General features: G+C 70.3%; 16 protein-coding genes. 6 read left to right on the top strand and 10 right to left on the bottom strand.

From position 1 onward, the window contains the following. Window positions 1-32: 32 nt before the first annotated feature. Window positions 33-2441, top strand: a complete 2409-nt coding sequence (locus ACIOHP_RS01985) for an MMPL family transporter (RefSeq protein WP_401883119.1) — start codon at window positions 33-35, stop codon at window positions 2439-2441. A 10-nt stretch (window positions 2442-2451) separates the two neighbouring features. Here the strand turns inward: ACIOHP_RS01985 and ACIOHP_RS01980 are convergent, their stop codons facing one another. Both ACIOHP_RS01980 and ACIOHP_RS01975 read right to left on the bottom strand, forming a co-directional pair. Continuing rightward, window positions 2452-3174, bottom strand: coding sequence for a TetR family transcriptional regulator (locus tag ACIOHP_RS01980; protein WP_361480663.1), 723 nt, complete (start codon window positions 3172-3174; stop codon window positions 2452-2454). 32 nt (window positions 3175-3206) lie between these two features. After that, entirely contained in the window at window positions 3207-3617 is a 411-nt protein-coding gene (locus tag ACIOHP_RS01975; protein ID WP_361480660.1) for a VOC family protein, read from the bottom strand. A gap of 131 nt (window positions 3618-3748) precedes the next feature. Here ACIOHP_RS01975 and ACIOHP_RS01970 point away from each other — a divergent pair, with 131 nt between their 5' ends. The 3 genes from ACIOHP_RS01970 to ACIOHP_RS01960 are packed head-to-tail and all read left to right on the top strand — an operon-like array spanning window position 3749 to window position 7106. Beyond that, window positions 3749-4183, top strand: coding sequence for a hypothetical protein (locus ACIOHP_RS01970; RefSeq protein ID WP_361551039.1), 435 nt, complete (start codon window positions 3749-3751; stop codon window positions 4181-4183). A 41-nt stretch (window positions 4184-4224) separates the two neighbouring features. After that, window positions 4225-4617 (top strand): hypothetical protein, encoded by a 393-nt coding sequence (locus ACIOHP_RS01965; RefSeq protein WP_361551042.1) that lies wholly within the window; start codon window positions 4225-4227, stop codon window positions 4615-4617. After that, window positions 4617-7106 carry a DUF4132 domain-containing protein gene (locus tag ACIOHP_RS01960; RefSeq protein WP_401882430.1) on the top strand — a complete coding sequence of 830 codons (2490 nt, stop codon included), beginning with the start codon at window positions 4617-4619 and terminating at the stop codon, window positions 7104-7106. Before ACIOHP_RS01965 ends, ACIOHP_RS01960 begins: the two co-directional genes overlap by 1 nt. A gap of 9 nt (window positions 7107-7115) precedes the next feature. Here the strand turns inward: ACIOHP_RS01960 and ACIOHP_RS01955 are convergent, their stop codons facing one another. The 8 genes from ACIOHP_RS01955 to ACIOHP_RS01920 all read right to left on the bottom strand — a co-directional run bounded on the left by ACIOHP_RS01955 (window position 7116) and on the right by ACIOHP_RS01920 (window position 14339). Next, entirely contained in the window at window positions 7116-8396 is a 1281-nt protein-coding gene (locus ACIOHP_RS01955) for a M48 family metallopeptidase (protein WP_401882427.1), read from the bottom strand. A 118-nt stretch (window positions 8397-8514) separates the two neighbouring features. Further along, window positions 8515-9288, bottom strand: coding sequence for a hypothetical protein (locus tag ACIOHP_RS01950; protein WP_401882424.1), 774 nt, complete (start codon window positions 9286-9288; stop codon window positions 8515-8517). A 61-nt stretch (window positions 9289-9349) separates the two neighbouring features. After that, complete coding sequence (locus ACIOHP_RS01945) at window positions 9350-9958, bottom strand: Uma2 family endonuclease (protein WP_401882421.1); 609 nt, start codon at window positions 9956-9958, stop codon at window positions 9350-9352. A gap of 167 nt (window positions 9959-10125) precedes the next feature. After that, window positions 10126-10905, bottom strand: coding sequence for a succinate dehydrogenase iron-sulfur subunit (locus tag ACIOHP_RS01940; RefSeq protein ID WP_307026789.1), 780 nt, complete (start codon window positions 10903-10905; stop codon window positions 10126-10128). Continuing rightward, window positions 10905-12659: a succinate dehydrogenase flavoprotein subunit gene (gene sdhA, locus ACIOHP_RS01935; RefSeq protein WP_361551056.1), complete on the bottom strand. Its 1755-nt coding sequence runs from the start codon at window positions 12657-12659 to the stop codon at window positions 10905-10907. Before sdhA ends, ACIOHP_RS01940 begins: the two co-directional genes overlap by 1 nt. Before the next feature lie 22 nt (window positions 12660-12681). Further along, a complete protein-coding gene (locus ACIOHP_RS01930) occupies window positions 12682-13164 on the bottom strand; it encodes a succinate dehydrogenase hydrophobic membrane anchor subunit (RefSeq protein WP_361480633.1) in 483 nt (160 codons plus the stop codon). A 5-nt stretch (window positions 13165-13169) separates the two neighbouring features. Next, window positions 13170-13550, bottom strand: a complete 381-nt coding sequence (gene sdhC / locus ACIOHP_RS01925) for a succinate dehydrogenase, cytochrome b556 subunit (protein ID WP_361480630.1) — start codon at window positions 13548-13550, stop codon at window positions 13170-13172. Window positions 13551-13799: 249 nt separating this feature from the next. After that, window positions 13800-14339, bottom strand: a complete 540-nt coding sequence (locus ACIOHP_RS01920) for a 2-oxo-4-hydroxy-4-carboxy-5-ureidoimidazoline decarboxylase (protein ID WP_401882416.1) — start codon at window positions 14337-14339, stop codon at window positions 13800-13802. A gap of 209 nt (window positions 14340-14548) precedes the next feature. Here ACIOHP_RS01920 and ACIOHP_RS01915 point away from each other — a divergent pair, with 209 nt between their 5' ends. Both ACIOHP_RS01915 and ACIOHP_RS01910 read left to right on the top strand, forming a co-directional pair. Next, entirely contained in the window at window positions 14549-16171 is a 1623-nt protein-coding gene (locus ACIOHP_RS01915; RefSeq protein WP_401882414.1) for a glycoside hydrolase family 20 protein, read from the top strand. 118 nt (window positions 16172-16289) lie between these two features. Beyond that, the gene (locus tag ACIOHP_RS01910; protein WP_401882411.1) at window positions 16290-16976 is read left to right on the top strand and encodes a DUF4328 domain-containing protein; all 687 of its coding nucleotides are present in this window, start codon (window positions 16290-16292) and stop codon (window positions 16974-16976) included. Window positions 16977-17449: the final 473 nt, after the last annotated feature.

Genomic DNA, 17449 nt, shown 5'->3' with positions numbered 1-17449 from the left:
CCGACAAATAGGGAGCGTTGATCGTGGCGGCATTGGCACGGTGGTGCTATCGGCACCGGCTGGTGGTCCTGTTGCTGTGGGTGGGGACGGTGTTCGGTGTGGGCTTCGCGGGTTCCGCCGCGGGCACGGACTACGCGAACACGTTCTCGCTCCCGAACACGGACTCCACGCGCGCGTACGACCTGATGGAGAAGGCCTTCCCGCAGAGCGCCGGCGACACCGACACGGTGGTGTGGAAGGTCGACGAGGGCTCGGTGCGGGACGAGTCCGTACGGTCGCGGATCGAGCCCGCGCTGAAGGAGATCGGCGCGATGAAGGGGGTCGGCGAGGTCACCGACCCCTACGCGGCCGACGGCGCGGCGCAGATCAGTGAGAACGGGCGGATCGCGTACGCCCAGGTCACCTTCGTCGAGCAGGCCAACGCGGTGCCCAAGGAGCTCGTCGAGGACGTCGTCGACACCGCGCAGGCAGCCGAACGTGACGGACTCCAGGTCGAGTTGGGCGGCCAGGCGATCACCCGGACCCAGGAGCCGCCGACCGGCATCGCCGAGATGGTCGGCATCGTGGCCGCGGCGGTCGTGCTCTTCCTGGCCTTCGGCTCGCTCTTCGCGATGCTGCTGCCCCTGGTGGTCGCCATCGCGGCCCTCGGCACCGGCCTGATGGCGACGTCGCTGCTCAGCCATGTCACCGACGTGCCCGAGGTCGCCCCGCTGCTCGGCTCGCTGATCGGTCTCGGCGTCGGCATCGACTACGCCCTGTTCATCGTGACCCGGCACCGCCGCGGCATCCTGCGGGGCATGAAGCCCGAGGAGTCGGCGGTCGTCGCGCTCAACACCTCCGGGCGCGCGGTGCTGTTCGCGGGCGGCACGGTGTGCATCGCGCTCGCCGGCATGCTCGTGATGAACATGCGGTTCCTGGACGGCGTGGTCATCGCGACCTCGCTGACGGTGGTGCTGAGCGTGCTGGCCGCGATCACCCTGCTGCCCGCGCTCCTCGGCCTCCTCGGCATGCGCGTCCTCAGCCGCCGCCAGCGGCGCAGGCTCGCCGCCACGGGACCGGAGCCGGAGCTCACGAGCGGACTCGCGGCGCGCTGGTCGGCGTACGTCCAAAAGCGCCCGCGCGCGGTCGCCGGGCTGGCCCTCGTGGTCATGGTGATCCTGGCGCTGCCCGTGCTCTCCATCCGGCTCGGCGCCACCGACCAGGGCAACCACCAGGAGTCGACGACGACCCGGCAGGCCTACGACCTGCTCGCCGAGGGCTTCGGGCCCGGCTTCAACGGCCCGCTCCAGGTGGTCGTCTCCGAAGGCGACGCACAGGGGCTGGTCTCCCGTATCGAGTCCACCGAGGGCGTGGCTCAGGTGGCCGCCGTACCGCCCGCGAACGGTGTCACGCTGATCCAGGTCGTCCCGACGACCTCACCGCAGTCGGAGAAGACCGACCAGCTCATCGACCGGCTGCGCGACGACGTGATCCCCGCCTCCGGCGCCGAGGCCCATGTCGGCGGTGTCACGGCCGTCTTCAAGGACTTCGCGGCCGTGACCGGGGAGCGGCTGCCGTACTTCGTCGCGGCGATCATCTCGCTGGGCTTCCTGCTGCTGCTCGTGGCGTTCCGCTCGCTGGTGGTCCCGCTGACCGCCGCCCTGATGAACCTGATCGCGGCGGCCGCGTCCTTCGGCGTGCTGGTGGCGATCTTCCAGTGGGGCTGGGGGACCGAGCTCATCGGCATCGGCAAGGAGGGCCCGATCACGGCGTTCCTGCCGGTCATCATGCTCTCCCTGCTCTTCGGCCTCTCGATGGACTACCAGGTCTTCCTGGTGAGCCGGATGCACGAGGAGTGGGTGCACACGAAGGACAACGCGCGCGCGGTCCGGGTGGGCCTGGCGGAGACCAGCCGGGTCATCAACTGCGCTGCCCTGATCATGATCTGCGTCTTCTCCGCGTTCGTCCTCAGCGGCGACATGGAGGGCGCCATGGCGGGCATCGGCCTCGCGGCCGCGGTCGCCCTGGACGCGTTCATCCTGCGTACGGCGCTGGTGCCGGCCGCGATGCATCTGCTCGGCAAGTCCAACTGGTGGCTGCCGGAGGGGCTGGAGAAGCGGCTGCCGCATCTGGCGGTGGAGCCCAGGGAGGAGGCGGTCGCGGAGGCTCCCGTGGCGGACGACGGTCCGGCGTCCGTCGTCCACGGCATCGTCCGGGACACCGACGGCGAGCCGGTCGCGGGGGCCGCGGTGACGCTGCTGTCGAGGGGCGGCCGCCAGCTGGACCGGGTGGTGTCCCTGGCGGACGGCTCGTACATCGTGTCGGTGCCCGCGCCGGGCACGTATCTGCTGTCGGTCTCGGCGTCCTCGTACGGCTCGCGCGCGAGTCAGGTGGTCGTCAGCGAGGGGCCGCTGGTGTACGACGTGGAGCTGGCCGAGGGAGAGCTGGACTCGGTGAACTGACCCGGGGTTCCTAGGGCTTCCTGCCGGGGTCGGGCATCATCTTCGTCATCCCCGGCAGGAAGTCCGTGAACAGCTCGTGCACCTCGCGCACGAGCGGCCGCAGCACCCGGAACCGGGCGAGCGCGACCCCGCGCGCGGTGAGCCGGGCGCCGCGCTCGGCGAGCCGGTAGCTCCGCTCGCGCCCCTCGGTCCGGTCGAAGATCCAATAGAGCACGAGCCCCATCTGCGAGAGCCACATCAGCTCGGGCAGCACATCCCGCAGATCCTCCGGCACCTTGGTCCTCGTACCGGCCAGCACGTCGCGGTGGACGCTGATGGCCTCCACGCGTGCGTGCTCCGACTCGGGGGAGAACGGGCTGAGCGGGCTGTCCGGGTCGGCGGCGTTCTTGAAGAACTGCACCGCGAACTCGTGGTACGGCGTGGCGATGTCCAGCCACGCCCGCAGCACACCGGCGAGCCGCGCCTCCAGGTCGGTCTCCCGCTCCAGGACCTCCCGGACCGCCACCTGGTGCTCGGCGGCGATCCGGTCGTAGAAGCCCTGGATCAGGTGCTCCTTGCCCTCGAAGTAGTAGTAGGCGTTCCCGACGGAGACGCCGGCCTCCTTGGCGATGGCCCGCATCGTCGTCTTGTCGTAGCCGCGTTCCTGGAACAACCGCATGGCCGTCTCCAGGATCAGGGCGCGGGTCTGCTCGGACTTGCTGGGCGTACCGCCCTCTTCGCTGTTCGCGGGCACGACGCAGAGCCTAACCAGTGGGGCGGGTGCGCTCAGGGGCGGCGTCCCAGCTCCGGCCGCTTGGTGTAGTCCGTGAAGCCGAGGACGTTGCCCCACGGATCGGCGATCTCGACGGTCCAGCCGGTGGCCGTGGAGAAGGGCCCGTCGAGCAGCTCGAGGTCAGCGCTCCGCAGCTCCCGTGCCGCCACGCGCGCGTCCGGCACCTCCAGCCACAGGCGCGGGGCGGGCCACGGCGGCGGACGGTGCCCGATCCCCTCCTCCTGCCGGAGCAGGATCCCCGGAATCTCGCCGCCGGCCTTCAGTACCGCGATCCCGGCCTCGTCGTGCCGGACCGCCACCGCGAACCCGGCGCGCTCGTAGAAGCCGACGGCCTCGCCGAGGTCACCCACGGGCAGCAGGACGTTGTCGAAACCGAGCAGCTCGTACGACTCTTCATCTGACATGCCATCAGATTAGGTGCGGGGCCGGCGGTTGCCCCGCGGGCTTTCCGCGGGGTCACTCATTGGGCCGAGACAAGGGCCCTCGCGTCGGTACGCTGAGCCGTCTTCAGTGCCGTGCGGCGGAGGGGGCGGGAATGGTTCCGGGGACAGAGGCCTTCCTCGACGAAGTGCGAGTGGCCTTCACGGACGTCGCCGAGAGACTGGGCCTGAGCGGCCCCGGCGAGGGGGAGCGGGACCGGCACCTCGCCGTCGCGACCTACACGGGCTCCGGCGTGCGGTACCGCATCGTGCTCGGTCTGTGGGACGGCGACGTCGAGACACACGCCTGCCGCGAGACGGGGCTGACCGAGTGCAAGGTCGGCATCGGCAAGCTGGCACGCGCCGCGGGAGTGGCCGACAGCCGGGTCTCCTTCGACGCCCGCAGTCTGCGGCAGCTGAGGAAGTCCCTGGCCGGACAGGTCCGTTGCGTCGAGCTGGTGCACCCGCTGGTCTCCGGGGAACCGGAGGCGGCCGTCGCGCTCATGCGGGCCGCGGGGGCGCGGGAGTGGAGCAGGCCTGCGCTGCGCTGACGCCGGGCCCGTTGTCAGTGGCGGGTCGTACTGTCGGCGGCATGGGAATCGTGATGTTCGTCGACGAGACGACAAGCGGGAGCCGTAGCGACGGCTGGGGCCTGGAGATCGCCGAGGAGCGGCTCAGCGTGCGCGAGTTGATCCGGCGCCGGGTCTTCCAGGAGGTCGCCGAGTACAACGCCCGTACGCCGGAGGTCTTCCAGGGCCTGGTCCAGCCCGAGGACACCGAGCGCGTGCTGAACGGCTACGCCCTGCGTACCCCCCGCCGGATAGACCCCGAGAAGCAGACCGAGCTGGCACTCAGGGCCTTCGCGGGCAACGGCTTCCTGGTGCTCGTCGGCGACCGTCAGGTCACCGAACTCGACGAGGAGATCGAGCTGGTGCTCGGCACGGAGGTCACGTTCCTGAAGCTCGTCGCGCTGGTGGGTGGCTGATGATCGAGTCGCCCGCCGAGTACGCCCGGCTGGTCCGGGAGATCCTCGCCCTGATCAGTGCTGAGGACGCGGATCGCCTGGTGCCGGAACTGCTGGCGCTCGCCGAGATGGTCGACGACCACTGGGGCTGGGAGCACCGCAAGGTGATCGACGCCGTGCGGGGCGCCGACGAACGGTTCCAGGGACGGCTGGTGCATGCCCTCGCCGCCCGGTACCACGCGCTGGAGCCCGGCACGGGCGGGCGGCGCAGCATCGTCGCCCTGCTCGGCCGTCTCGGGGACGTGCGGATGCCAGCCGAGGACAAGCCCCTCGACACCCGGGCCGCGCTGCTGAGCCTGTCGGCCGAACAGGACGTGCACTACGAGTGCGAGCAGCTGATCCGGCTCGCCGAACTGGAGCTGGCGGACGGCCGGGAGCTGCCCGGCGAGTTCGTCGCCGTGGTCCGCCGCACCCACCTGACGCTGTGGAACGGCAAGGCGAAGCTGGGGGCGTTGGCTGCGCGGCTCAATCGCCCCGTCGTGAACCCCGGTGAGGCGTGGGCGGACCTGGCCCTGGCCGAGCTGCTCGAACTCTCCCCGGCATGGGAGCAGTTGCTGGCCCACGCCGCCACCGCCAACGCCGCCCGCCCCTCCGCGAAGTGGGAGAAGGCCGGGCGGGCGCTGATCGAGGCCGTCGGCCCGGAGGAGGCGCGCTCGCGACTGGTGCCCTGGCTGCGACTGGTGGGCCGTCCCCGCACCCGCCCGCTCCTCAACCGGGGGTGGAGCGCCGACCCCAACGCGACCTTCGACCCGTTCAACGCCGATGCCCTGCGCGGCCTGGCCTGGCTCCTGTCCTTCCTGCCGCCGCACCCCGAGACCGCCCGCACCCTCGGCACCCTCGTCGAGACCTCCCTCAAGAAGGTCGCAGGGCTCGGCCCGCGCAACCCCAAGGTTGCCAACGCCGGTGTCACCGCCCTCGCCCGTATCGACAGCGAGGCCGCCCTCGCCGAACTGGCCCGGCTCGCCACCCGCGTCACCTTCAAGGGCACGCTCAAGCTGCTCGACGGGGCCCTGGACGCGCGGGCCGAGGCGATGGGCCTCGGCCGGGAGGAGATCGAGGAACTGGCGGTCCCCGCCTACGGACTGACGGAGGTGGGACGGGCCGAGTACCGGTTCGGGGACGCTACGGCCCTTGTCGAGGTCCGCGGCTCCAAGGCGGTGCTGAGCTGGCGCAACGCGACCGGCAAGGACGTCCGGAGCGTGCCGGCCGCCGTCCGCCGGGACCACGCCGAGGACCTCAAGGACCTCAAGGCGGCCGTCAAGGACATCGACAAGATGCTCTCGGCCCAGAGCGAGCGCCTGGACCGCCAGTTCCTGGCCCGCCGCACCTGGCCCTACGCCGCCTGGCGCGAGCGCTGCCTCGACCACCCGCTGGTGGGCACCCTCGCCCGCCGCCTCCTGTGGAAGGTGGACGGCAGGACGGCCGGCTACGCCCAGGGCGCCCTGCGCACGCTCTCGGACGACCCGGTGGACAGCGGCACCGAGGTCTCCCTCTGGCACCCGGTGGACCACGAGCCCGCCGAGATCGTCGCCTGGCGCGACTGGCTGGAACGGCACGGCATCACCCAGCCGTTCAAGCAGGCCCACCGCGAGGTGTACCTGCTGACGGACGCCGAACGCGCGACGGGCACCTACTCCAACCGCTTCGCCGCGCACTTCCTGCGCCAGCACCAGTTCCACTCCCTGGCGGCCGTCCGCGGCTGGCGCAACAAGCTCCGCCTCAGCGTCGACGACGAGGCGCCGCCGGCCGTCCGTGAGCTGCCCCAGTGGGGCCTGCGCGCCGAGTACTGGATCGAGGGCGACGGCGGCGAGCACTACGAGGACGTCACCGAGTCCGGCAGCTTCCTGCGCCTGCGCACCGACCAGGTCCGCTTCTACCCGATCGACGCCCCGGAGAACTCGGCGCACTGCTGCGGCGGCGAGTACCGCATGTGGCTGCGCGACGGCCAGGACCCGGTCGAGGCCCTGCCCCTGGACTCGATCCCCCCTCTCGTCCTGTCCGAAGTCCTGCGCGACGTCGACCTGTTCGTCGGCGTGGCCAGCGTCGGCAACGACCCCACCTGGCAGGACGGCGGCCCCGACGGCCGCTTCCAGGAGTACTGGACGTCGTACGGCTTCGGTGAGCTCGGCCAGAGCGCGGAGACACGGCGTGTGCTGCTGGAACGCCTGATACCCCGCCTGGCCATCGCCGACCGCTGCACCCTGGAGGGCCGCTTCCTGCACGTGAAGGGCGACCGCCACACGTACAAGATCCACCTCGGCTCGGGCAACATCCTCCGCACCCCGAACGACCAGTACCTCTGCATCGTCCCGAAGTCCAACGCGGCGGCCCCGCAGGCGGGTTACCTCCCTTACGAGGGAGATCGCATGCTGGCGGTCATCCTGAGCAAGGCGATGATGCTGGCGGCCGACACGAAGATCACGGACCCGACGATCCTGAGCCAGCTGTAGCAGGGGCCTTCACCCGTCGATACCGTCCCTGACGAGCTCCCGCGCCACCTCCGCCCGCGGACCCGAGAGTTCGGCGGCGATGCGGCGGGCCCGTTCGGCGTCGGCCTTCACCGAGGCGGGCAGGGACGGACCGGCGAGCAGCAGGCCGCGTCGCAGATGCGTCGGCGGGTGCGTCGCGTCGACGCTGTGGCCGCGGCGGGCACCCGCGCGGCGCTGGCGTTCGACCTCCGACTCGGGGACCGAGTCCATATGACGGGTCAACGCCTCCCACAACCCCTCGGCGTCGGCCGAGGTGGTCCGGCCCGACCCGCGCATACGCCTGCCGTTGGCCTCGCGGTACAGCGTCGTCTCCACCGACTCGGTGACATGGAGGCGGTCCATCAGCCCGACCGCGGCCTCGGTGGATCCGGCGCGGGCGGCCGCGGCGTCGGCGAGGTACTCACTGCGGCGGGCGGAGCTGGAGGTCAGCAGGTCGAGGAGCAGCACGAGACCCCCGATCAGCGCGCGAGGCACGACGTACAGCAGGTTGACGAGCGCTTCCACCAACGTCGGCTCCTGGATGGGCGACAGGTAGTAGTGCCATGTCGTCAGCGACCTGTAGGCCGTTCCCACGACCATCCCGTGCCGGGTGTCCCCGTTGGTGAAGTGGCCGAGTTCATGGCCCAGGAGAGCGATCCGCTGCTGTGGGGTCAGGACCTCCCACAACGGCAGCCCCAGCGTCAGCATCCGACGGCGCAGACCGAGGTGCGTCACGCTCGCGTTGGCCTGTGCGTCGACGACGACGATGTCCACGCTCCGGGTGCCCGACAGCGCGGCGACTTCGTCGATCAGCGCATACAGTTCGGGCGCGTCGTCCCGGGCCAGGACGCGGGCGTGACCGGGCAGTCGGTTCAGACGCGGCCGGAGCGTCCAGGCCAGCGTCAGCAGGAGCAAGCCGGGCACCATGCCGATGCCGCCCCAGCCACCGACCAGGAACCAGATACCGCCCCCGGCCAGCGCGGCGGTCACCGCGTGCACCGAGAGCGCGATCGCGTACGCCAGCACCCCTGCCGCCGTACGTCCGTTCCAGTGCCGCTCGTCCCCTGTGCTCAGATCGTCGACCAGCCGCTCACCGTGGCGCTGCGCCAGCCGGCGGCGCAGCCGCCCCAGCCCGCCCTTCTCCTCGTCCGCCCCCTGCGGATCCACGTTCCAGTCACAGGCCGCGCACCACACGGTGAACCGGCGGTCGGCACGGATCTCCACCCCGCACTGCGGGCACGGCTGGACTGTCTGTTCCCCGGCGGTACGCATCGGCGCACCCTCCCCCTCCCGGCAGCCCCTCCCCAGAGGCTGCTGTGTACATGGCGAGGGCAGTGGATCACAGTCGCGCGGACCCGGCCAACTCGTGTGGCGCAGACGCCGCCTCGGTTCAGCAGCCGCCCGCCCGACGCGTGGTCACGGCGATGTCGTCGAGACGGATGTCGTACGAGGACGGGGTCGGGTCGGCCTGGTAGAGCTGCCAGCCGAGCTTCAGCTTGTCGAAGGCCGGGAACGCGAAGTCGTCGGCTGTGCCGCCGTGTTCCTTCGTGGACACGGTCAGGTCGGACTGCTCGACGCCGTCGAAGTAGACCGTGACCCGGTTGTCCGTCGCGTCCAGATGGAACTCGACGCACTGCCACGCGCCGCCCGCCGCCGGCGCGGAGGTCTTCCACGACGTCCAGTCGCCGGTGGGGCCGAGGTCGGAGCCGACGCCCCAGAAGTTGCCCCGGTCGGTGGGGGCGTACTGCCCGCCGAGCGGCCGGACGAGTGTGGGGGAGCCGGACCCGGAGGCCTCGGCGATCGTCCAGTGCGCCCAGTCCGGGGCCGTCGGGAAGGCGTCCACCCGGACGCGCAGACGGGCCCAGTAGCTGTTGCCGGGGGCGGTCAGGCCGGGGAAGACGAGGAAGGCGCGGCCGTTGCCCTCGGTGTGGATCCGGAGTTCACGGCCGTGGCCCGTGCTGCTGGCGGCGACCGTCAGGGTCCCGTCGGCGGTGTCGGTGGTCCAGCCGTGGCCCTTCGTCACCGGGCCCAGGGGGAGGCGGTCGAAGCTCTCCCGGGCGAGGGTGCCGTGCGGGGTGGGGGTCGCCGAGGAGGAGGCAGGGAGCGCGATCAGTACGGCCGCTGCGGCGGAGAGGGAAGCGGCGGCTTTCTTCAGGAGGGGCATGGGGTCAGTGTGCAACTGACGTCACATAACTCCCAGGTGCCACAGGGGAGTTGGCTGGATCTCAGCCGCTCTTCGGCTGGCCTGCCTTCAAGAGCTCCGCCACGTCCAGAGTTACTTCGGCACCGATGGATTTGGGCAGGGTGACCATCTCTCCGGGGGAATGAGGGCGGTGGCTCTCGTAATCGTCCCCGACGGGATTGGTCAGGACGTGCAGGCGCTGATGCCTGCGGTCGATGATCACGTAGACCGGGATCTTGGCGGCGGCGTACGCCTTCACCTTGTCTCGCAGGTCGGTCCGATAGTTGCTGGAGGTGACCTCCAGGACCAGGCGGAAGCAGACGGGGTCATAGCAGTTGTTCTCGACGAGGTGTTCCTCGATGTCGGCATCGACGAGCACCAGATCCGGGATGGCGTAGTCCTCGGTGCCGCTGGGGAGCCAGAGGCCTACTCCCTGGAGCACCTCTGTCTCGCCATCGGCGAGACCGGCTGCGATGAAGGGGCTCATGAGCCTGCTCAGAGCGCGGGCATGGGCGGCGTCCGGCGGCGGGGACACGAGGATCTGGCCTCCGATGATCTCGACGCGGTAGCCCGGGAGGCGGTCCATGATCCGGTTCGCCTCCGCGATCAACGGACGGTCCCCATGCGGCCGCTCGACAGCTGCTGCGGACATCAGGTGCCTCCTGTGGACTGGTGTCGAGAGCCTCATCGTAGGCCGACCACCACCGGTATGTCCTTAACGATCACGTTCACCCAAACGGGTGTCCGCACGCCAGAGGGCCCCGCTCCCAACGGAAACGGGGCCCTCACAGCCGTACGGGAAGCCGTACCGAAACGACCTCAGAACCGGCGCGTGATCAGCGCCTTCTTCACCTCGGCGATCGCCTTCGTGACCTCGATGCCACGCGGGCAGGCGTCCGTGCAGTTGAAGGTGGTGCGGCAGCGCCACACACCGTCACGGTCGTTGAGGATCTCCAGCCGCTGCTCCCCGGCCTCGTCGCGCGAGTCGAAGATGAAGCGGTGGGCGTTGACGATGGCCGCCGGGCCGAAGTACTGGCCGTCGTTCCAGAAGACCGGGCACGATGACGTGCACGCCGCGCACAGGATGCACTTGGTCGTGTCGTCGAAGCGCTCGCGGTCCTCGGCGGTCTGGAGGCGCTCACGGGTCGGCTCGTTCGTGTCCTTCGTGATGAGGAAGGGCATGACGTCGCGGTACGCCTGGAAGAACGGCTCCATGTCGACCACGAGGTCCTTGAGCACCGTCAGGCCCTTGATGGGCTCGACCGTGATCGGCTTCGCGGGGTTGATGTCCTTGATGAGGGTCTTGCAGGCAAGACGGTTCTTGCCGTTGATCCGCATCGCGTCCGAGCCGCAGATGCCGTGGGCACAGGAGCGGCGGAACGTCAGCGAGCCGTCCTGGTCCCACTTGATCTTGTGCAGGGCGTCGAGGACGCGTTCCTTCGGGTCGATCTCCAGCTGGAAGTCTTCCCAGACCGCTTCCGCCGAGACCTCGGAGTTGAAGCGGCGGATGCGGAAGGTGACCGTGATGTACGGAGAGTCGGCGAAGCCGGGCTCGGGTGCGCCGGCCGCGTCCGCCTTGTCCAGGGTCGGGGTTGCCATCAGTACTTACGCTCCATCGGCTGGTAGCGGGTCTGGACGACCGGCTTGTAGTCGAGACGAATGGACTCGGTGCCGTCGTCGCCCACCTCGCGGTACGCCATGGTGTGGCGCATGAAGTTGACGTCGTCGCGGTTCGGGTAGTCCTCGCGGTAGTGACCGCCGCGGGACTCCTTGCGGGCCAGCGCCGAGACCGCCATGACCTCGGCGAGGTCGAGCAGGTTGCCCAGCTCGATGGCCTCCAGCAGGTCCGTGTTGAACCGCTTGCCCTTGTCCTGGATCGCGACGTTCGTGTAGCGCTCGCGCAGCTCCGCGATCTTCTCGACCGCCGTCTTGATCGTCTGCTCGGTGCGGAACACCATGACGTTGGCGTCCATGGTCTCCTGCAGCTCACGCCGGAGCACGGACACCCGCTCGGTGCCCGTCGACGCGCGCAGCCGCTCGACCTGCCCGACCACGAGCGACGCCGGGTCCTCCGGCAGCTCGACGAAGTCCGCCGTCTGGCTGTACTCCGCCGCCGCGATACCGGCCCGACGGCCGAACACGTTGATGTCCAGGAGCGAGTTCGTGCCCAGCCGGTTGGCGCCGTGCACCGACACACAGGCCACCTCGCCGGCCGCGTACAGGCCCGGGACGACCGTGGTGTTGTCCGACAGGACCTCACCCTCGACGTTGGTCGGGATGCCGCCCATGGCGTAGTGCGCGGTGGGCTGGATCGGGATCGGGTCCGTGTACGGCTCGATGCCCAGGTAGGTGCGCGCGAACTCGGTGATGTCCGGGAGCTTCGCGTCCAGCTGCTCCGGCGGGAGGTGGGTGAGGTCGAGGTAGACGTGGTCGCCCTCGGGACCGCAGCCGCGGCCCTCACGGATCTCCGTGTAGATGGAGCGGGACACGACGTCACGGGACGCGAGGTCCTTCATGACCGGCGCGTACTTCTCCATGAAGCGCTCGCCGTCCTTGTTGCGGAGGATGCCGCCCTCACCACGGGCGCCCTCCGTCAGCAGGATGCCCATGCGCCAGATGCCGGTCGGGTGGAACTGGAAGAACTCCATGTCCTCCAGCGGCAGACCACGGCGGTAGACCGCCGCCTGGCCGTCGCCCGTCAGCGTGTGCGCGTTCGACGTCACCTTGAAGAACTTGCCGGTGCCGCCGGACGCGTAGATCACGGCCTTCGCCTGGAAGACGTGGATCTCACCGGTCGCGAGCTCGTACGCCACGACGCCCGCCGACCGCTTGACGCCGTCGACCTCGGTGATCAGCTGGTCCAGGACGTAGAACTCGTTGAAGAACTCCACGCCCTCCTTGACGCAGTTCTGGTACAGCGTCTGGAGGATCATGTGGCCGGTGCGGTCCGCGGCGTAGCAGGACCGGCGGACCGGGGCCTCGCCGTGGTTGCGGGAGTGACCGCCGAAACGGCGCTGGTCGATCGTCCCGTCGGGCGTCCGGTTGAACGGCAGGCCCATCTTCTCCAGGTCGAGGACGGCGTCGATGGCCTCCTTCGCCAGGATCTCGGCGGCGTCCTGGTCGACCAGGTAGTCACCGCCCTTGACCGTGTCGAAGGTGTGCCACTCCCAGTTGTCCTCCTCCACGTTGGCCAGCGCGGCGGCCATGCCGCCCTGCGCGGCGCCCGTGTGGGAGCGGGTGGGGTAGAGCTTGGTGAGCACGGCGGTACGGCTGCGCTTCGTCGACTCGATCGCGGCGCGCATGCCGGCGCCGCCCGCGCCGACGATGACGGTGTCGTACTTGTGGATCTTCATCAGGAATTCCTCAGCCCCGCGCCTAGCGGATGTTCGGGTCGAAGGTGAAGATCACCAGCGTGCCCAGCAGGATGGTGAACACCGTGGCGGTGTAGAGCAGGCCCTTGAGCCAGAGTCGGGTGTTCGCGCGCTCCGCGTAGTCGTTGATGACCGTGCGCAGGCCGTTGGCGCCGTGCAGCATCGCGAGCCACAGCATCAGCAGGTCCCAGACCTGCCAGAACGGGGACGCCCAGCGGCCGGCCACGAAGGCGAAGCCGATCTTGGAGACGCCGCCGTCGAGCACCAGCTGGATCAGCAGGTGGCCGAGGACCAGGACGACCAGCACGATGCCGGACAGGCGCATGAACAGCCAGGCGACCATCTCGAAGTTGCCCCGCGTGGACTTGGGGGTCTTCTTGGTGCGCTTGCGCGGGGCCTCGATGAGGGGGGCCGGGTTGTCGACGTCGTAGAGGGACTCGCCCTCGACGGGGCCGATACCGGACGCGGTCTTCTCGGTGATGGACATGCGCGTCAGCTCCCGAACAGTTCACGAGCGGCGTGACCGAGGACGGGGTAGATCGCCCCGGCCATCAGCACGACCCACAGGCCTACGACCGTCCAGAGCATCTGCTTCTGGTAGCGCGGGCCCTTCGACCAGAAGTCGACGGCGATGACGCGCAGGCCGTTGAGCGCGTGGAAGAGGACGGCGGCGACGAGGCCGTACTCCAGACACGCGACGAGCGGGGTCTTGTAAGTGGCTACGACCCTGTCGTAGTCCTCGGGGGAGACACGGACGAGAGCGGTGTCCAGCACGTGAACGAACAGGAAGAAGAAGATGAGGACGCCGGTGACTCGATGAGCCACCCAGGACCACATTCCTTCCCGGCCGCGGTACAGCGTTCCAGCCGGCACGGAAGTCCCTCCGGGAGCGGGGATTGGGGCCGCCGGCTTGTGCTGTCGGTCTGGCCCGGCCGGGTACGGTCCACCGGCCCCCAGCATCGTAGCCATGCGCTGGCGCTGGGCTCAGCCGGGGTATCGCGGTGTGATCAAAGTGGCACGCGTTTGGGTGAGTGTCGGCGGGGGTCTGGGGTGGTGTGTGGGGTTATCTGCCGGGTGCGGTGTCGTTGTGGCTTGTCGCGTCCCGTGGCGGAGCCGCTGATGTCACAGCCCCGCGACCCCGGCGGCCTGCGCCAGACGTCCCCTCGCCAGGCGCCGCAGCTCCTCTGCCGCCACCACCCGCTCGTCCTCCGGATCGTTCGTCAAACGTGACCGGATGCCCGCCAGTACGTGGTTCAAGGCCTCGTTCGGAGGCAACCCGTCCAGGCAGATGACGAACGAATGGCCGAACTTCGCCTCGTATGCCGCGTGTGCCGCGCTCAGGGCCATATGGGCGGCTTCGTACATTCCGTCCGGCAGTGCCGGCAGCGTCTCTCCCGCCAGGGCCTCCGACAGGTCGCCCGGCGACAGGTCGTACGCCGCCTCGTCGGACGCGGCCTGCAAGGAGTCCAGGTCCGGGTACGGGCGGTGGTCTGCCACTCGGCGGGCCCAGCGGAGGCTGCGGAGGCAGGTGAGAAGGAGGTGGTGGGCTTCTTCGGGGGACGCGGTGTTGAAGGCGTCCAGCAGAGTCGGCGACCGTGGGGTGCGGGTCTGCTCGGGCAGGGCCGGTATGGCGACTCGGCCGGGAAGGTGTGTGGGCGTCACGTGTGTTTCGGCAGGGGAAGCTGTGTGAGGTGTGGCGTTACGTTATCGAGAGTGGGCATCACGTGTCCGACGGACAACCGAATTTCACCCGAACGGCAGAGTTTCGGAACGCCGGGTGGACACTTCCGGCCACCCTTCCTGTCTAGGTTGGCGTAGTGAGCCAGCACAGGCGCCGGCCGTCGGCGGAGAAGGCACGGCAGACACGGCAGATGAGGACACGGGTGGTCGTCGTCGCGGCGGTGGCCGCGACCGTCGGCGCGGGGGTGGGGCTCGGACTGTGGGCTTCCGGGGACGACGGTGACGGCGGGCCGGCGGGATCCGCGCGGCCGACGTCGTCCGTCGGGGCCTCGGCGGCCCCGCCCAGCGCTTCCCGGGAGACGCCGAGTCCGTCTCCCACCCGCTCCTATCCCCTCTCGCGGAGCCCGCGCACGATTCCCGCGGTCCAGGCGCACACCCCGGCGCGGGGCCCCGGCTGGCGACCGCAGCGCGGGGCGCGGGTCGTGGTGAGCGACGCGGAACTGGCCGGGGAGGGGCGGCTGGTCGCGGGTGAGCTGGGCATGACATACGCGGGGGAGCGGGAGGACGACCGGGCCGGGGACCTGCGGCTGGCCCTCGACGACGGCGGAGCGGACGGCCCGGAGTCGTACACCATGACCGTGCGCGGCGGGCGGGTCAGCATCAGCGGGCCCGCCGACTCCGGGGTCTTCTACGGGACCCGGACTCTCAAGCAGGAGGTGCACGGCGGCGGTACGGCACCGGAGGGCGTCGTACGGGACGCGCCGGCCAAGGCGGTACGCGGGTTCTCCCTCGACATCGCGCGCAAGCACTTCACGGCGGGCTGGATCGAGGACCGGGTCCGGGAGCTGGGCGATCTCAAGTTCAACCAGCTTCAGCTGCACTTCTCCGACGACCAGGGATTCCGGATCGAGTCCGACTCGCACCCCGAGATCGTGTCCGCCCAGCACCTCACCAAGGCCCAGGTGCGGAAGATCGTCGAGCTCGCCGCCCAGCGGCACATCACCGTCGTACCCGAGATCGATTCGCCCGGGCACCTGGGTGCCGTGCTCGCCGCGCACCCCGAACTGCAACTGCGCAACGTCTCCGGCGTCGCCACCCGTGGCGCGATCGACATCTCCAAGGACGCGTCCGCCGCGATCGTCGACGATCTGCTCGACGAGTACGCCGGCCTGTTCCCCGGCGTGCCCTGGCACCTCGGTGGCGACGAGTACCAGGCACTGGTGGTGAGCGACCCGGAGGCGTCCTACCCGCAGCTGGCCGCCGCCGCGAAGGAGGCCTACGGGTCCGGCGGGACCGTCGCCGACCTCACCACCGGGTGGCTCAACGACCGCGCCGACACCGTGCGCGCCCACGACAGGACCCCGCAGGCCTGGAACGACGGCTTCTTCCGGGGTACGTCCGTGCGGCCCGACGCCGGCATCCAGGTCGCCTACTGGACCGGCAAGGAGATCGGGGCGCGAGAGCCCGTGGAGTATCTGAGCGCCGGGCGCGAACTGATCAACTACAACGACGAGTTCCTGTACTACGTCCTCGGGCAGCCCAACAACTTCGTGTATCCGACGGGGCAGCGGATCTACGAACTGTGGACGCCCCGGGTGGTGCGCGGCACGCTCGCGGTCCCGGCGAAGTACGACGACCGGATCCGCGGCGGGTACTTCGCGGTCTGGTGCGACCTCGCGGACTCCCAGACCCAGGACCAGGTCGCGGCCGGAGTCCGGCTGCCGCTGAGGGCCCTGGTCCAGAAGCTGTGGGACGCGGAGAAACCGGCTCTGTCCTGGACGGACTTCAAGGCACTGGCCGATCGGCTGGGCTGAGCGTAACGAGTGGACTTACGGCGCCGGTGAACCGTATCTTCCGCTTGCCGTGCGTAAGGCTCTGGGGAGGGCCGGGTGCGGCGTTCCGTTTTCTCAGTACTCGGGGGACAGCCTCACCATGATCGAAAATCCGCAGGGCCGGCTCGACGCCGTACCGACCGCCTGGTTGCGGTCGCCGATCGGGCTCGGGTGGGCCGCCGTCGCGGGGCTCGGCGTCGTGATCGCCACCGATCTGTTCGCGGTCTGGGCGGACGTCGTCATGCGCGACGTGACCGGTGACCTCGCGAGCGGCGTGGCGGTCGGCGACCGCGCCGACCGTGCGGACCGGCTCTACTCCGTCGCCGGCACCGTCCAGACGGCCGCGCTGCTCACGACCGCCGTCCTGTTCGTGTGCTGGTTCCTCCGGGTGCGGGTCAACGCCGAGGTGTTCCGGCCGGACGGGCACAGCAAGACGCGGAGCTGGGCCATCTGGGGCTGGATCGTGCCGATCGTCAACCTCTGGTTCCCGCGCCGGATCACGCTGGACATCTGGGACGCCAGCAGCCCCTGGGGCGCACCCCGGCCGCACGGGCTCGTCAACACCTGGTGGACGTTCTGGGTCGTCTCGCTGCTCTCCGGGCGGGCCGCGTCCCGCGCGTACACCAAGGCCGACAGCGCCGAGGAGATCCAGGACGCGGCGGGACAGATGCTGTTCGCGGACGTTGTCGACATCGTGGCCGCCGCGCTCGCCATCGCCGTCGTGCTGCGGCTGACACGGATGCAGAACGAGAAGGTGCGGCAGGGGCCCGCCCCCGTCTTCGCCTGAGGGACCGGCGGCTGCACGGGCCGGCCCCTGTCCCGGATCGAGGGACCGGTTCGGTTCCCGCGTTGCCGGGGCGGGTTCGCGTCTTCGGCCGAGGGGTTCGCCTCGTGTCGGCCTGGTGATCGGCCGCTGCCTCCGCCTGATGCGTGGGCCTTCGTCGCTGCCGGGGGGCCCGCCCCCGTCTTCGTCTGAGGGACCGGCGGCTGTACGGGCCGGCTCCTGTCCCGGGCCGAGGGACCGGTTCGGTTCCCGCGTTGCCGGGGCGGGTTCGCGTCTTCGGCCGAGGGGTTCGCCTCGTGTCGGCCTGGTGAATCGGCCGCTGCCTCCGCCTGATGCGTGGGCCTTCGTCGCTGCCGGGGGGCGGGCCCGAGTCGCCGTCTGAGGGGCTCGCCCCGGTCTCCGCCTGGGGATTCGGCCGCTGCCTCCACCCGAGGGGCGCTTCCGTTCTCACCTGAGCCATCGGCCTTCGTCCCGGC

The organism is Streptomyces sp. NPDC087859 (genome assembly GCF_044742595.1).
GTDB lineage: Bacteria > Actinomycetota > Actinomycetes > Streptomycetales > Streptomycetaceae > Streptomyces > Streptomyces canus_F.
The sequence above is the reverse complement of the archived record's forward strand: the minus strand, read 5'-3'. Positions and strand labels throughout refer to the sequence as shown.

Bases quoted from the DNA above. Each gene is read 5' to 3' on its own strand.
- ACIOHP_RS01975 (WP_361480660.1), bottom strand. From the start codon at position 3,617: ATGTCAGATGAAGAGTCGTACGAGCTGCTCGGTTTCGACAACGTCCTG.
- ACIOHP_RS01910 (WP_401882411.1), top strand. From the start codon at position 16,290: ATGATCGAAAATCCGCAGGGCCGGCTCGACGCCGTACCGACCGCCTGG.
- sdhA (WP_361551056.1), bottom strand. From the start codon at position 12,659: ATGAAGATCCACAAGTACGACACCGTCATCGTCGGCGCGGGCGGCGCC.
- ACIOHP_RS01970 (WP_361551039.1), top strand. From the start codon at position 3,749: ATGGTTCCGGGGACAGAGGCCTTCCTCGACGAAGTGCGAGTGGCCTTC.
- ACIOHP_RS01965 (WP_361551042.1), top strand. From the start codon at position 4,225: ATGGGAATCGTGATGTTCGTCGACGAGACGACAAGCGGGAGCCGTAGC.
- ACIOHP_RS01930 (WP_361480633.1), bottom strand. From the start codon at position 13,164: ATGTCCATCACCGAGAAGACCGCGTCCGGTATCGGCCCCGTCGAGGGC.
- ACIOHP_RS01955 (WP_401882427.1), bottom strand. From the start codon at position 8,396: ATGCGTACCGCCGGGGAACAGACAGTCCAGCCGTGCCCGCAGTGCGGG.
- ACIOHP_RS01960 (WP_401882430.1), top strand. From the start codon at position 4,617: ATGATCGAGTCGCCCGCCGAGTACGCCCGGCTGGTCCGGGAGATCCTC.
- ACIOHP_RS01915 (WP_401882414.1), top strand. From the start codon at position 14,549: ATGAGGACACGGGTGGTCGTCGTCGCGGCGGTGGCCGCGACCGTCGGC.
- ACIOHP_RS01940 (WP_307026789.1), bottom strand. From the start codon at position 10,905: ATGGCAACCCCGACCCTGGACAAGGCGGACGCGGCCGGCGCACCCGAG.
- ACIOHP_RS01950 (WP_401882424.1), bottom strand. From the start codon at position 9,288: ATGCCCCTCCTGAAGAAAGCCGCCGCTTCCCTCTCCGCCGCAGCGGCC.
- ACIOHP_RS01945 (WP_401882421.1), bottom strand. From the start codon at position 9,958: ATGTCCGCAGCAGCTGTCGAGCGGCCGCATGGGGACCGTCCGTTGATC.